This is a genomic window from Thermogemmatispora argillosa, from assembly GCF_059696725.1.
Genome location: NZ_AP019377.1, coordinates 2003312 through 2018491, shown reverse-complemented (window position 1 = coordinate 2018491; position 15180 = coordinate 2003312). Strand labels below are relative to the sequence as shown.

The window sequence follows — 15180 nt, the reverse complement described above, 5'->3', positions numbered from 1 at the left end:
AGCTGGGCGCTCTCCTGGCCGACCAGCAGAGACGTGCGGCTTAGCACGTGACTATAGCACAGCAGAGGCGCCAAGGCAAAAAGCCCGCGGAGCACGACCCGATCACGATCACTGCGGCACAGGCCGGGCGCCTGAGTCCTCTCCTGGAGGCAGGAAGGAGCCAGCGAGCAGCGCCCTGAGCGGACCGCAGGCCCTGACTCCTTCTTCAGACGCCCTTGAGAGAAGCGAGCGTCTCCTTAAGCTGACGATAGACATTATCGAGATGTTCCGGGATCACCTTAACATCGGCGATCACCGGCATAAAATTCGTATCGCCGAGCCAGCGCGGCACCACATGCAAATGCATATGCTCGGCGAAGCCGGCGCCAGCCACCTTGCCCTCATTGATCCCCAGATTAAAGCCATCGGGGCTCATCAGCTTGCGCAACGCCCGTAGAGCCAGTTGCGCCTGAGCCATCAGCTCCCCAAGCGTCTCCGCATCCAGCTCCGTGATGCTGGGCACGTGGCGGTAGGGCGCGATCATCAGGTGGCCATTATTGTACGGGTAGAGATTAAGCATCATAAAACAGCGCTCGCCGCGATAGACGATGTGATTGCGGGCATCGTCGTGGGCGGCGGGCTTGCTGCAGAAAATACACTCATCAGACTTCGCCTGCTCGTCCTTTGGCGTAATATAGGCCATGCGCCAGGGAGCCCATAAATTTTCCATGCGCGCAGTTCTCCTTGCTTTGCTGAGACTGGATAAGATCAGAGGAGCGGAGCAAGCGCAGCGCGGGTAGCACCCAAGCCAGGCTGCACTTGTATAACTGGGCGAAGACGAGTATAGCAGGATGGAGAGAGCAAGGTCAATCTACCTGCCAGGCGTAGGAGGAGCCGGCTCATGACTGGCTGCCGCAAGCCTCTCCCTCGGAGCAGGCGGAGTCGGTCGGCAGCTCCGTGGCGGCAGGCGGACATGAACTTGAGGGATAGGGCAGCTCGATCCACTGCTCGGCCCAGGTGTGGATCGCCTCGATCACCGGCTTCAGAGCACGGCCCTTCTCTGTCAAGCGGTACTCCACACGAACCGGAATCTGTGGATAGACAACGCGCTCTACAAGTCCCTCCTGCTCTAGCTCGCGCAGACGGTCGGAGAGCACGCGGTCAGAGAGGCCGCCGACGGTAGCGGTCAGCTCGCTGAAGCGGCGCGGACCCTCTAGCAGCGAAGCGATCAGCAGGCCAGTCCAGCGCTTCCCGAGGATCTGCATCGCCTGCTCATAACGAGGACACAGCCGGGTAATCTGCTTGTGCTGTTGTTGTGCGCGTGGCGAAGTTGAAGACGACGCTGAGGGCGCCGACTCTTGTGGCTTTTCCATGCTTCTCTTGCGCTATATTGCTCTTCTCATTGACCGGTTCGCGTTTGCAGCAAACAAGCGTTGCTGGCAAGACGCGGGAGGTGGTCCGGCGCTTCCAGAGTCTCAGTGGTTCGCAGGGAAGAATACCCGTACATAACAGTATAACATTGTCTTCCTGTTGAGACAAGGCCGGGCTGGCTGCCTCCGGCTGGGGCCTACTCTACTACTTACCTACTGATCGGGCCTCGGCGCGCTTCAGAGCCTGCCGGACCTCGCGCAGGATCTCGGCGATAACCCTATTGGTAGGCTGCAAACGCTGGGCCTTTTCCAGGTCGGCGAGGGCGAGTTCAAGCTGACCTCGTTGCCGATAGAGGAGACCGCGATTGGTGTAGGCTGCGGCAAAGGTAGGCTGGAGACGGAGCGCCTCATTGAGGTCGGCAAGAGCGGAGTCAAACTGACCCCGTTGCTGGTAAAGGAGGCCGCGATTATTGTAGGCTGCGGCAAAGGCAGGCTGGAGACGAAGCGCCTCATTAAGATCAGCGAGAGCCAGATCGAAGCGCCCTTGTCTGGCGTAGAGCGTACTGCGGTTGTAGTAGGCCAGTGCAAAGGAAGGAGCGAGGTGGATGGCCTGATTGAAGTCGGCGAGGGCGAGTTCAAGCTGACCCTGTTGCTGGTAGAGGACGCCGCGATTAATGTAAGCGGCGACAGAGGCGGGATCGAGGCGGATGGCCTGATTGAAGTCGGAGAGAGCGAGCTTGAGCTGACCCTGTTGCTGGTAGAGGACGCCGCGGTTAATGTAGGCGACAACAGAGGCGGGATCGAGGCGGATGGCCTGATTGAAGTCGGAGAGAGCGAGCTTGAGCTGACCCTGTTGCTGGTAGAGGATGCCGCGGTTAATGTAAGCGGCGACAGAGGTGGGATCGAGGCGGATGGCCTCATTGAAACAGGTCAGAGCCTCGTTAAAGCGTTGTTGACCAAGGTAGGCCTGGCCCTGACCCAGGAGATCGGCGACCGGCGAGGGGGGCTGAGCCTGGGTGGAAGTGGAGTCAGGCGGACAGACGATCGTAGTAGGATCCTCCGGCGGAAGAGAAAGCGCGGCGGCCTGCTGGAACGCAGCGGCGAAATCCTGCACGGAAGGGAACCGTTCGGCAGGCCGTTTGGCCAGGGCACGCATCAGCACCTGTTCGACGGCGGGCGGAATCTCTAACTCTGGAGCGCGCTCGTGCAGAGTAGGAGGAGGAGTGTGCAGGTGCTGACCGACCAGCTCCATAAAGGTGCCAAGAAAGGGTGGGGAGCCGCAGAGCCATTCATAGGCCATGACAGCAAGAGAGTACTGATCGCTGGCCCGTCGTGGCTGGCCCTGGAACTGCTCCGGCGCCATATAGATCGGGGTACCCTGGATGCTGGAATTGCTCCGCAGAGAAGTACCGAAGGTGCTGGTGAGCTGGGCGATGCCAAAGTCGCCGAGCAGCAGGCAGTCCTGAGCATCGAGCAAGACATTATCGGGCTTGAGATCACGATGGATGACGCCAGCATCATGGGCGTATTGAAGGGCTGAGGAGAGCTGAGCCACATAGTCAAGAACGGTGCCCAGCGGGAGGCGGGAGCCGCGTGGAAGGCGCTGACGCAGGGAGCCGCCAGGAGCGAAGGCCATGACGAGGAAGGGCAGGAAGCGCTGAGGATCGAAGCCCAGATCGAGCAGAGGGACAATATGCGGATGGCGCAGGCGCAGAGAGGCCCGGACCTCGTTGAGAAAGGCAGACAGATCGTCTGGGGCGAGCTGGAAAGCGAAGAGGAGCTTGAGAGCGACCTGCAGAGGAGGAGAGTGGCGCTGGTCCTCAGCCAGGTAGACCTGGCCGACGGAGCCGGTGCCGAGGAGGCGAAGCAGATGGTAATGGTCGAGGTGCTGACCAGAGAGATCCGGGAACATCTGGCTTCTCCTTTCATTGTTCATCAGCTATAAGATGAGCCTTATCAGGGGGGCCATCTGCTGCTGCCTGATATGAAAAACGCTAGAGGAATGTACGATATAAAAAGCCGGGCGGGAGCGAGCCTGCAGAGCCGTCAAAGGAGAGTCAGCAGAAAGCTCAGCTCTGATCTGAGCGCAAGAGCTGACGCACGCGCTGCAGAGCCTGCCAGATTTCCTCGTCCTCTGGCGCATAGCGTCGGGCGCGCTCCAAATCGGCCAAAGCGTACTGAGGTCTTCCTTGCAACTCATAGAGGCGTGCTCGTTCGCGGTAGAAAGCGGCCTCATTGGGGCGGAGGCGGATAGCCTCGCTCAGATCATCAAGAGCGGCCTGCAACTTGCCCAGGTCGGCAGAGAGCAGGCCACGATAGTAGTAGGCCTCGGCGGTCTCGGGAGCCAGGCGAATGGCCTCACTAAGATCGGCAAAAGCCGGCTCCAGCTCGCCCTGTTCAGCGTAAAGCATCGCCCGGTAAAGATAGGCCGCTACCAGGCCGGGGTCCAGACGCAGGGCCTGCTCAAAGTCGGCCAGCGCCTCCTCAATTTCTCCTCGTTGCCGGTGCAGATTGCCGCGATGGGCATAGCTCAGAGCCTCGGCGGGGGCCAGACGGATCGCCGCCTCCAGATCGGCCAGAGCGCGATCAAAGTCGCCCTGCTCCTCATAGAGGCTGGCGCGCTCTCGATAAGCCAGGGGATCGCTGGGAGCCAGACGAATAGCCTCGCTCAGGTCCGCCAGCGCCTCAGCCTCCTCCCCCTGACGCCGCCGCAGTAGACCGCGTTGCAGGTAAGCCTCAGCGCTCTGGGGATCGAGCTGGATAGCCCGATCGAAGTCGGCGCGGGCCTTATCAAGCTGTCCTAGCGCTGCGCGAACTTCACCACGGACCAGATAGGCAGTGACGTCGGTTGCATCGAGGCGAATAGCCTCATCCAGATCAGCGAGCGCTCGCTCAAGGTTGCCCTGCTGCTGATAGAGTGTGCCGCGATGAAAGTAAGCCGGCGCATGTGACGGATCAAGGCGGAGGGCCTCCGTGTAGTCAGCGATCGCGCGCTCGCTCTCACCCAGCTCCTCATAGGCATTGCCGCGGTTAAAATAGGCTGGGGCATAGTCAGGATCGAGCCGAATAGCCTCGTTGAGATCGGCCAGGGCCTCCCGAGGGCGACCCAGCTCCAGATAGATGCGCCCGCGATTGTTATAGCTCACCGCCCGTCCCGGCTCCAGACGCAGGACCGTCGTATAATCTTCGAGGGCCTGCTCCAACCGGTCCTGTTGTAGAGCCAGGAAACCACGATGATGGTAAGCTGTCGGATCGGTAGGAGCCAGGCGGATCGCGGCATTGAAGTCGGCCAGCGCCTCTTCATAGCGTCCCAGCTCCGAGTAGACCTGTCCTCGCCGATTGTAGGCATAGACATTGCGAGGATCGCGACGCAGCACCTCAGTGAAAGCCGCCAGCGCCTCCTGCCAGCGTCCATGTCGATAGTGCTCGTTGCCTTGTTGCAGCCATAGCTCAACAAGCTCACGCTCGTGAGGGACAGCCACCTCGAGAGCAGCGGCGGCCCGGTTGAGGGCCTCTGCAAAAGCCTGAACCGAGGGGAAGCGCTGGGCCGGATCAGGGGCCATCGCCTGCGTCAGGACTGCCTCGACGGCGTCGCTCAGCTCTGGCGGATGGGGGCGCCGCTGTTGACCAGCCGGGCCAGCGCTCTCTGATGCGGCTGATGGTGTCTCACCAGTCAGCCACTCGTAGCAGAGAGCTGCCAGCGCATATTGATCACTGGCGGCCACAGGCTGACCAGCGCTGATCTCAGGGGCCTGATAGGGAGAGCGGGTCGGCGCGGGTCCGCCGAAGCTGGCTGACGCCGGGCCGGTTGCCCTTGAGAAGCGCCGCATCAGCGGCCACAGGCCCATCTCGCTCAGCCAGAGCCGCTCATCGTCGCCGAGCAGCACATTCTCTGGCTTCACGTTGGCGTGCAGCCAGCCGGCCTCGTGGGCGGCCTGCAGGGCTGAGGCAAGCTGGCTAGCGTAGCGCACCACCGTGAGCAAGGGCAGACGTGAGCCGCGGGGGTAGCGCGCACCCAGGGAGCCAGCGGGTATATAGGGCATGACCACAAAGGCCAGGCCGCGGCCCTGATCATAGCCATAGGCCAGCAACGGCAGCAAGTGCTCATGCCTCAGCGTCCTCAGTGCCTCCAGCGCGCCCAAAAAGGCTGATAGTTGCTCCTCTCCGAGCGCGAGCGCGCTCAGTATCTTGAAAGCCACCACTGAGGAGGGGGCCTCCTTCTCGCTGTCTGCTGCGCGGCTGGCCAGATAGACCTGGCCCAGGCTCCCCCTGCCAAGGAGGCGCAGCAGACGGTAGCCCTCAAGCTCAGCTCCTATCAGATCCTGCATATCCCTCATCTACCTGATTTAAAGCCTCTTTTGCATCATAAGGCCATAGTTATAGTGGACTGTTGGCCTGGGCGGATGCCTCGCTGCCGTTGACGTAGGTAGTATAGAAAATGCCCTGGGCTGACGCAAGTTAAACCGCGATCCAGCCCTTGAAAGGTGCCCGGCCCTCCCATCCAATTATATGGCAGCCGTTCCCTTAGCGTTGCTGGCGGCGCCTGGCCTCTTGTACCATTGCCAGCGCCCGCTTGATCTCAGGATCATCGGGCTTGAGGCGATGGGCCTGCTCCACATCGGCCAGGGCCTCTGCATAGCGCTCCTGACCCGCGTAGATCGCGGCCGTTGCAGATACGCCTGCCCGAAGTCGGGTCGTAGCTGCAGGCAACGTGTCAGGTCAGTCAAGGCCTGCTCATCGTCACCGTGGCTGAGATAGAGATTCCCCCGGGCCAGGTAGATTTCAGCCATCTCGGGATTGAGGAGAGCCGCCTGATCGTAATCAGCCAAAGCCTCGGCGTATTCACCCAGGTCCCGCTACGTGCTCCCTCGATGGAGATAGAAAACCGCCTGGGGCTGCGAGACGAAATGAATGGCAGCCGTCAGATCGACCAAAGCCCGCTCCAACTCGTTCAACCAGTAGTAGCAGGTGCCGCGATAGAAATAGAGCGCGGCCCAGCGAGGCTGACGGCGCAGGGCCACCGTTAAATCGGCGACAGCCGCCCGATAATCGCCCTCTTCCGCCAGCAGGCACCCGCGATGATAAGGTGAGGCCATCGCCTCCATTGAGGCGGAGAGCCGCATTGAAGTCGGCCAGGGCCTCCTCTAATTGCCCCTGCTCAAGATAGAGCGTACCACGGCTGGAATAGGCCACGGCGTGGTTGGGGTTGAGACGCAGCGCCTCGTTGAAGTCGGCCAGACCCCGAAGCTGATCGCCCTGCTGGCAGTAGAGAAGGCCGCGCCGCAGGTAAGCCTCGGCATCGTTGGGGCGCAGGGCGATGACTCGGCTGTACAGGGCGATCAGCTCCACGTTTGACTGCCCTTGCATGTCTCCTCCTCGTCGGCACTGAACTGCTGCCTTGTCGCCTGTAGAAGAGACTCATCGTTTGCTGCCTCATTGCCTCAAGCAACTCGTCCAAAAAGACGGCACTCTCCTCGCTGCTCGCGATCTTGTCCAGGGCAGTGAAATGCAACCAACGCCTCCGCATGCCTGGGGTCGCGCGCTCAGGCAGCTACTCCGCCTGGCTACTCCTTTTCCAACACAGAATCCGGCGGCTTGTAGCAGGCGCCAGGCTTGCAGAGCCACACGGAGAGCCTGCTGCGGATCAGCGGCGAATCGAATAAGGATTTGCTCCCTCCGTCTGTCTTTGGCCGCCTGCCCCGGCTCTGTCTCTGGCGGCTGTCTATCGCTAAACTCTGCAGAAAGACCAGTCATCCATCTCTGCATTGCTCCTGATGCTGAAACCTGGCTATCTGATTCCTGGTAATTTTGTAATTTTAGCAAATGCTATCTATCCATTCATCCAGAGAGAAAGCGTCAGGCCACTTGATCACGATGAGCCGTTACATAAAATCAGCACTGCTCCCTCTGCCAACACCGCTCGGTCCTGCCTGGCGCCTGCTAAGCGGCCCGCCGTTCGGGTGAGCACACGCCTGGACTGGGGCAGCAGCCGGCCTGATCAAGAGTGGGCAGGGAAGCAAAGGGCCTGAAGAAGGGCAGAAAGCAAACCAGGCCTGGCGGCCTTGCCGCAAGGCAATGGAAGCCAGGGAAGGCAAGGGTGCAATGCAAATCGGACAGAGCAGGACCAGAGGCCGGGGGCGGGACCGGGCAGACTCAGCGAGCCTCGCGCCGCCGCTCCTGGCGCAGCCGATAAAGCGCCTCCTCACGACTCGCACGCACCAGGCGATTACCTGGGTCTAATTGCAGGGCCCGATCGTAGTCCTGAATAGCTCGTTGGTAGTCCCCCAGACGAAAGTAGGCTACACCCCGATGACGGTAGCCCTCAGCATCATCGGGCCGCAGCTCCAGCGCCCGATCATAATCCAGGATAGCGCGCCGGTAGTTTCCCAGACCAGCATAGGCCAGACCGCGATAGATATAGGTACGGGCTAGACATGGGGACAGCTCCACCGCGCGATTGAAATCGGCGATGGCCTTCTCGTACTCCTGCAAGGCATCGTAGGCCATGCCGCGCCGGATGTAGGCCTCGACATAGCCGGGATCAAGCTCCAGGGCCCGATCGAAATCGAGAATGGCCCGCTCGTAGTCCTGCAACTCGTAACAAGTCAGGCCGCGATTATAGTAGACCAGAGCATAATCGGGCTGGATCTCCAGCGCGCGCTGATAATCCTCTAACGCCTGCTCATATTCTTGCATATTGCGATATACTGTTCCGCGATTATTATAAGCATTAGCGTAGAGGGCATCCAGCTCAATAGCGCGGGTCAGGTCAGCAAGAGCAAGCTCGTGCTCTCCAAGCGCATCGTAGGCATTACCGCGATTGTTATAGGCCAGAGTATATTCAGGATTGAGGCGGATCGCCTGACTGAAATCGGCGATAGCCTGCTCGAAGTTACCCAGACAGCAGTAGGCATTGCCACGATTATTATAGGCATCGGCGTTAGAAGGATCGAGCTGCAGCACGCGACTATAATCAGCGATCGCCTTCTCATATTCCTGGAGGCGGCGGTAAGCGCGGCCACGATTAAAGTAGGCCTCCAGATAGGTTGGCTCAAGCTCCAGAGCGCGATCGAAATCGGCGAGGGCGCGGCGCTCATCGCCCAGAGCGCAGTAAGCGTAGCCGCGTCCATTATACGCGATGGCCTGCTGAGGATTCAGCTCCAGAGCGCGATCGAAATCGGCAATCGCCTTCTCGAACTCCTGCAACTGGAGATAGCAACTGCCGCGGTTCGCATAGGCATCAGCATAAGCAGGGTCCTGAGCGATCGCCTCAGAGAAAGCCTCAGCCGCCTCCTTATAACGGCCCTGAAAATAAAAAGCCACCCCATCATCGAAGCACTCCTGACGGCTACGCGGCTGAATGCGCGGCACATAATTCAGCACCTGCAACGAGCGCGCGGCGCGCTCCAACTCCTGAGCGAACTCGCGCACACTGGCGAAGCGCCCTTTGGGGTCCTTTGAAAGCGCGCGCATAATCACATATTCGATCTCCGGGGACAGTTCCGGCACGCGTTCCAGCAACGAAGGAGGAGGGACCTGAGAATGCTGAGCATACAGCTCGTAGAAGCTCCCATCGAAGGGAGGGTCGCCACAGAGCCACTCATAGACGATCACCGCCAGCGCATACTGATCGCTTGCGCGGCTGGTGCGCCCCATGAACTGCTCCGGGGCCATATAATGGGGAGTGCCGGCGATACCGGCGTTCTGCTGCTCTAACGGTGTCTGGCCGGGAGGGGTCTGCACAATCACCGAGATCCCGAAATCGGTCAGCAGGATGCGATCCTCCTGATCGAGCAGCATATTCTCCGGCTTCAGATCGCGGTGGATCACATTTTCATCGTGGGCATACTGCAGAGCATCGGCAAGCTGGTGGACATAGTGGAGCACCAGCTCCAACGGCACGCGCGTTCCCTGCGGATGACGCTGGCGTAGGGTGCCATTAGGAGCGTAGTCCATCACAATAAAAGGCACCCCAAGCGCCTGCTCGACCCCGAAGTCCTGGACCGCCACAATGTGCGGATGCCGCAGGCGAAAGAGGCGGGCCTCATTGACCAGGTGGCGCAGCGCTTCATAGTTCAGACCGGTGTGCAGTACCTTGACCGCCACCAGATGCTTGCGCTGGATATGCTCGCCCAGGTAGACCTGGCCATAGTTGCCCTGCCCAAGCAAGCGGAGGAGAAAATAGTTATCGAGTTGTCTACCCGAATGATCAACCATCGTGCCTGTACTCTCGCCTATGCTTGCAAGCCCTGGATTGGGCACACTTCCCCGCGTAGCGCTGCCGGTACGGATGCTGACTGTGGTCTGCCTTCCGTTGGCTCTGGCTCCCTGGCTCACAATCTACCAGCATACTTATTGTAGGAGAGAGGAGAAAGCTCGTCAAGTACTCGTAAGACGCTGAAAGTACTTGCTGCCTAGTTCTTGCGCGGCAACGTCTCGATAGCGTCTTGTCGTACAAGATCCCTGCATGACGAGGAGCTAACAATTTGTGAGTTGTGCGTAAAAAAAGGACAAGTCGCCAGTATCAAGCCCGCCCATAGCTGGACTATCCCGGCGCGGGGAGGTAGCGACCGAGCCAGAGAGATCGGCGCAGGCGACGGGTAGTCCAGGCCTGACTGACCCTGGGCGCAGATCCGTCCGTCCCTGGCCGATCTTCTGTTCCCTCTCCGCGCGGCGTCCTGTAACAGGCTGTTCCGTCCTGTTGGCAACCTGAGCGCGAGGCCTCACCCCTCTGGACCGCAGATCACGATCTCTCTCGGCTGGCGCCTCGCTGACGGCCCCAGAGCAGTCCCAGCCCGCTGATCACCAAACCGCCACTCATCACCAGCACGAGCGCGCGGTAGAGCAGGCGATAACTCGTCTCTCCGATGCCCAGCCCAAAAAGGGGGAAAAGCACCACCATTGTCACGCTAAAAAAGGCGGTCTGCAACGACAGCACCGTTGCCCGCTGGGCCTCGGGGCTGCGCTCATTGAGCCAGGTACTGATCACCGGCTGCCAGAGAGCATAGGCTCCCTGGAAGAGAACCAGAAAGCCTGCCAGACTGAGCGGCGCCAGCGGTAGACTCATCAACAGCAGTCCACTGGCCAACGCACTCAGCAGCAGCAGCAACAAGCGGGCGCGGGCCAGGCGCGCCAGCAGAACAGGAGCCAGGGCAGTGCAGGCGAAGCTGATCACCTGGCTGGCGGCAATCACGAGGCCGACCTGAGCCAGGGTCAGCCCCAGATCGGCCAGATAGAGCTGATGATAATAATAAATGGTCAGGCCACAGCCCTCGACCAGGCCCGCCAGCACCAGCAAACCAACCAACACCCTATCGCCGCGCACAGCGCGCAACCCCTGTAACAGATGCTGCAGCGGCTGACCTTGAGAGGCTCCGCGCTCCTCGGGCAGGACCAGCAGGGGCAGCATGCCCAGCAACGAGAGGGCTGCCTGCACCAGAAACGGCAGCGTCTCTTGTACCTGGCCGAGCAAGCCCCCTGCGCTCGTGCTGACTGCCTCTGCAACCAGCACCAGCAGATATATCCGGCTGATCAGATGACTATAATAGCGCTGCTGCAAGCGCTCATCGCTGACCAACCGTCGCGCCAGCCCCCAGAGCAGCGCCTCCTCAGCTCCCCCGCGGAAAGCAAACGCCAGCCCCCACAGCACAAAAGCCAGAACGATCAACGGCCAGAACGAGAGCGCCAGACAAAGCATCGCCGCCGCCGACAAGCAGCAATAGACAACAAGACTGCGGCGCCGTCCCAACAAATCGGCATAGATCCCCGTGGGAATCTCTGCACCCAGCTTCGTCACATGCAGCGTCATCTCTAGCAGACCAATCACCACGGGACTGTAACCGTGATGCGCCAGATAGATGATCCAGACCGCACTGCTCAGGGTGGCATTGGTTGTCAGCGTATAGCCTGCATACGCCACCAGCAGCCGCAAACGGGGGCCGCGCGTCCCTGACGGCAGCGCCTCTTCTCCCTTAGCCTCCATACGCTTCTCCATGCTCCAGACTGTTCCTTTCTATTCTCAGATAGACTGTGTAAGCAGTAATAAATGAAAAAGGAGCAAGAAAGAAGAGAAGGCCTGACACAGCATGCAGCGGAGCGAAGATCACAGCCACCAAAGCCGGAGAGAGCGAAGGCCAGAGAGCGGCTTATCGCCTATGCTTGCCGGCGCGGGATTGGCGTCTGTGAAGGAAGGAAAAGCCGGCGAGTCAATCAGAGCTGGCGAGAAGAGAAGAGTGAAGCCAGACGTTGCCGGGTGGAGGGCCTGCCCCCTGGAAGAGCGAGCCAGGCGGAGGCACGAGCCAACCACGCCGCAAAAGGATCAAAACCCCTCTTAACGCGGCGTATAAGCGCAAAAACACACCCTGAGCATGGCCCGGCCTTGCCTGCTCAATCAACATCAAGAATGGCGCTGCCCCTCTCTTCTGCCGCATAAGCTGCGCCAGGCCTATGCGGCTGAGGCATGCGCGATATGGGACGGGCGAATAGCGTCGCTACGCAGCGCAGCCGTGCGCAGACCAACGCCGCCGACGATGAAGTGAAGAAGCGAAGCGATCACAGTCTCGATGGTAGCATAGGCAGAGCCTGGCTGTCAAGGCAAGATGAACAGCACGCACTCAGGGTCGAGCTACAGGCGGCGACGGAACAATAACAGGAGTCAGCGCCTGAGCAAACTCTGAAGAGGAAGAAGAGAAAAAGGAGGAAGAAGAGTCATGGCTCTCGTGATGCTGCCCGTGGGGGGCTGATATAGCAGGCGTTGACTGCGCTGGGGCCTGAAATGGGTGCCCTGTCGGCTGACTCAGAGGAAGCGGACAACCAGGCAGAGCAGAACGTCCCGGGCGCTGCTGAGGCGAGAGCGCCAGCCAGGCCAGCCCGCCGCCCAGCAAGCCACTGGCGGCCAGACCGGTGATCCCCACCATCAGCGCCCGCCGCGTCGGACGTACGACCTGGAGCTGCGGCCTCAGAGGGCGCGGGCGCAGAGCCTGACCTAATGCCCGCTCATAGGCTTGCACAAACTCCAACACCGTGGCAAAGCGCGCCTCCGGCTGCTTCGCTAGCGCCCGTTCTACCACCGCCACCAGTGCCGGCGGCAGGCCCGGCACGCGCTGGCGTAACGGTGGCGGCGGCGCATGAACATGCTGAGCCAGCACCTCTGCGGGGGAGCCACGGAAAGGACACACTCCGCACAGCCACTCATAGACCACGACCCCCAGCGCGTACTGATCGCTGGCAAACTGCGGCTGACCAGCTAGCTGCTCTGGCGCCATATAGGCCAGCGTCCCGGCGATCGCCTCCGCCTGCTGCCAATCTGGCTCTCCCTGCCTGGCCAGGGCCGCAATACCAAAATCGCTCAGCAAGAGCGACCCGTCGCGACCAATCAGCATATTCTCAGGCTTAATGTCGCAGTGGATGCACTGCTGACGATGAGCGTAATCGAGCGCACTGCCTATCTGCTGCAAATACCCTAGAATTGTCGCCGGATGCAAGCGACTGCCCCGCGGATGGCGCTGCCGCAGCGTTCCCCCAGGGGCATACTCCATCACTAAAAAGGCTGTGCCGCTCTCCTCCAGCAGCACAAAATCGAAGATGCTCACAATGTGAGGATGGCGCAGGTGAGCCGCAATACGCGCCTCGGCACAAAAGCGCCGCACTATCTCGGGCGCCAGGCCAGTCCGCAGCAGCTTAATCGCCACTTCGGTCCTCAGATAGCGATGCTCGCCTAGATAGACCTCTGCAAAGCCCCCTCTGCCCAACAGCCGTACCAGACGGTAAGGGCCTAGCTCGCGCGGCACTTCCGGCGGTAGCCGCTGCTCACCCTCTTCAGGCTCGCTGCTGGCCCCTTCGCCCTGATCCGCCTCAGCCGAGAAACTCAGCGGTTGCTCCATAGTGCTCGCTCTCCCGCTCCTTGCTTGCCTGCTATGATTGTAAAGAGCCGGCAAGGAAGATGTCAATGTACTTACACGGAAGCAACTTGCCTGAGAAGCTCATAGCATTGAAGACGACTCCAGAGAACCTGGACAGCTCTACATCTATAAATCCACTTATGCTTATCTATTGTTAAAGAAAAACACAGCCGTAGGTGGGGGAGTAGAGGAGCAGGTGGGAGAGAAGCAAGACCGACGGAGAAGCACAACGCGCGGGAGCCAGATCCTCAAGTCCGAGCGAACATCAAAAAGAGCCAGAGACGCCCTCTGTTCCCTCTCCTGACATCATGGTCATGGCGGCGTTGTGGCGCGCAAGCGCCTGCCAATCACGCTCGGAGGCCTTACCGGGCAGGCAGGCGAGCAAGCAGAGCGATAGAAGGAGAGAAGCTGGCGGGGCGCGGAGCAGCCCTGACGAAGCGCAGCATAATGGCGAGAGGCCTCCCCATGCGCCCCTGAACCTGCCCGCAGCGACCAAACTCGCTAGACAGGAATCAGCATCATAATGACCGAGACCAGCGCGAAGAGCGCCACAAACACGATTGTCAAATTAAAGATCAAGCGTTCCACACCGCGGCGCGTCTTAAAGACCGAGCCGGCGCTTGAACCGCCGAAAATGCTGCCCAGGCCGGCGCTGCGCGCCTGCAGCAAGATAAAGAGAATAACAGCGACAGACAGAATAATCTGAATCACCCGGAGAGCCGGGGCCCAGGCTTGCAACGTATTCAAGGTCCACCCTCGCTTTCATCGCAGGCCAAACTCTTGGCCAAACCTTCGCGGCGATTATATCACAGAAGCCTGGTCCCGTCGAGACAACAAAAAACAGCACAGCCAGCCAGTCTGCTGGCTTCCAAAGACCGACCCCGGGCGCAGCCTCTTCCCTCAGCTTACCGTCCTGAGCTAGGGACGGGAGGGTGAGCTGTACTGCAAAGTCGAACTGAAGCGGGCCTCTCCCCGCAGGTGGGCCAGGCGATGACACTCTGGGCAAAGCACCACATAATTGGCCCGGCGGTAGCGTGCCAGCAGCGTACGCAGCGGGCGGCGTGCATGTAGCTCCAGCCGTGTCACCGCGCGAGCGCAGAGCGGGCAGCGTCCGGCGGCCTCCCTCTGAAGCTGCTCCTGAAGGCGGCGCACCAGACGATTGTTGCAGGCATCCAGACCCACGTGAAACAGCATACCGGCCAGCACCAGCCACAGCCAGCGCTGACGGCTCAGGGCTGCCAACGCCGCCAACGCGCCCAGCGTCACCGGCTGATGCAGCGGCTTCGGGAACGGACCACGCTGGCGCTGAGGAGTGCGCAGATAGCGCAGCGCCTCGCGTAAACTCAGGCGCCGGCGAGCGACCACGAACTCCAGATAGTGATCAACATCGATCAGAATACTCGCTGCATAAGGCAGCCAGACCTCATCTTTCAGCCACGGCAGCGCCACCAGGGCCGCCGCCGTTGAAAAGGCCACATGTTCCTCCAAACGCATACGATCGTCTCATCCCTACTTCGAGCACACAAGCGTCTCAACGTCGCAGCCTGACCCGCCCGCAGCGCCACGCCATGCCACATACGCTCTGGCGTGATCACCAATCGGCCCACTAGCCTGGCTGGCCCAAGCCAGCAACTGAGCGGCACAAAGGCGGCGTAGACCTGTGAGCGGAGCAACGCGCTTATCGCAGCAGTATAAACTGCCAGCAGCAGCCCCGTCAAGCCAATCGGCCTGATGAGAGCCTGGAGCGGCGCGCTCAACCAAAGCCGCATGGCGAAGGGCATGGAGAGAAGGAACAAACGCATGGACCCGGACGGCTGGGCAAAGCCAGCAGCCAATCATCCTGGCAAGGAAAAAAGCCTGGCTGGCGAATAGTTCCCTTGTAGAAGACCTATCCCTGTGGTACAATATAATCCGGGCGAGGACTGCAGTCC

The 15180-nt window shown here is 60.6% G+C and carries 11 protein-coding genes and 2 pseudogenes; all 13 read right to left on the bottom strand.

Annotation, left to right across the window (positions count from 1 at the left end):
• Window positions 1-205: 205 nt before the first annotated feature.
• Entirely contained in the window at window positions 206-709 is a 504-nt protein-coding gene (locus tag AC6H1L_RS07825; RefSeq protein ID WP_497600963.1) for an HIT family protein, read from the bottom strand.
• Window positions 710-878: 169 nt separating this feature from the next.
• Window positions 879-1352, bottom strand: a complete 474-nt coding sequence (locus tag AC6H1L_RS07820) for a winged helix-turn-helix transcriptional regulator (protein WP_497600962.1) — start codon at window positions 1350-1352, stop codon at window positions 879-881.
• Between the two features lie 202 nt (window positions 1353-1554).
• Window positions 1555-3261, bottom strand: coding sequence for a tetratricopeptide repeat protein (locus AC6H1L_RS07815; protein ID WP_497600961.1), 1707 nt, complete (start codon window positions 3259-3261; stop codon window positions 1555-1557).
• A gap of 157 nt (window positions 3262-3418) precedes the next feature.
• Window positions 3419-5677, bottom strand: a complete 2259-nt coding sequence (locus AC6H1L_RS07810; protein ID WP_497600960.1) for a serine/threonine-protein kinase — start codon at window positions 5675-5677, stop codon at window positions 3419-3421.
• A gap of 196 nt (window positions 5678-5873) precedes the next feature.
• Window positions 5874-6059, bottom strand: a complete 186-nt coding sequence (locus tag AC6H1L_RS07805; RefSeq protein ID WP_497601593.1) for a hypothetical protein — start codon at window positions 6057-6059, stop codon at window positions 5874-5876.
• Window positions 6060-6082: 23 nt separating this feature from the next.
• A pseudogene (locus AC6H1L_RS07800) lies at window positions 6083-6178 on the bottom strand (tetratricopeptide repeat protein); the annotation flags it as partial.
• Between the two features lie 27 nt (window positions 6179-6205).
• On the bottom strand, window positions 6206-6445 hold the full coding sequence (locus AC6H1L_RS07795; RefSeq protein ID WP_497601592.1) for a hypothetical protein: 240 nt from the start codon (window positions 6443-6445) through the stop codon (window positions 6206-6208).
• Between the two features lie 46 nt (window positions 6446-6491).
• Window positions 6492-6716, bottom strand: a pseudogene (locus AC6H1L_RS07790) (tetratricopeptide repeat protein); the annotation flags it as partial.
• Between the two features lie 786 nt (window positions 6717-7502).
• On the bottom strand, window positions 7503-9566 hold the full coding sequence (locus AC6H1L_RS07785) for a tetratricopeptide repeat protein (RefSeq protein WP_497600959.1): 2064 nt from the start codon (window positions 9564-9566) through the stop codon (window positions 7503-7505).
• Between the two features lie 526 nt (window positions 9567-10092).
• The gene (locus AC6H1L_RS07780) at window positions 10093-11343 is read right to left on the bottom strand and encodes an MFS transporter (protein WP_497600958.1); all 1251 of its coding nucleotides are present in this window, start codon (window positions 11341-11343) and stop codon (window positions 10093-10095) included.
• Window positions 11344-11962: 619 nt separating this feature from the next.
• Entirely contained in the window at window positions 11963-13231 is a 1269-nt protein-coding gene (locus tag AC6H1L_RS07775; RefSeq protein ID WP_497600957.1) for a serine/threonine-protein kinase, read from the bottom strand.
• 519 nt (window positions 13232-13750) lie between these two features.
• On the bottom strand, window positions 13751-13996 hold the full coding sequence (gene secG / locus AC6H1L_RS07770; RefSeq protein ID WP_297160892.1) for a preprotein translocase subunit SecG: 246 nt from the start codon (window positions 13994-13996) through the stop codon (window positions 13751-13753).
• 171 nt (window positions 13997-14167) lie between these two features.
• Window positions 14168-14743: an HNH endonuclease signature motif containing protein gene (locus AC6H1L_RS07765; RefSeq protein WP_497600956.1), complete on the bottom strand. Its 576-nt coding sequence runs from the start codon at window positions 14741-14743 to the stop codon at window positions 14168-14170.
• Between the last annotated feature and the right edge of the window lie 437 nt (window positions 14744-15180).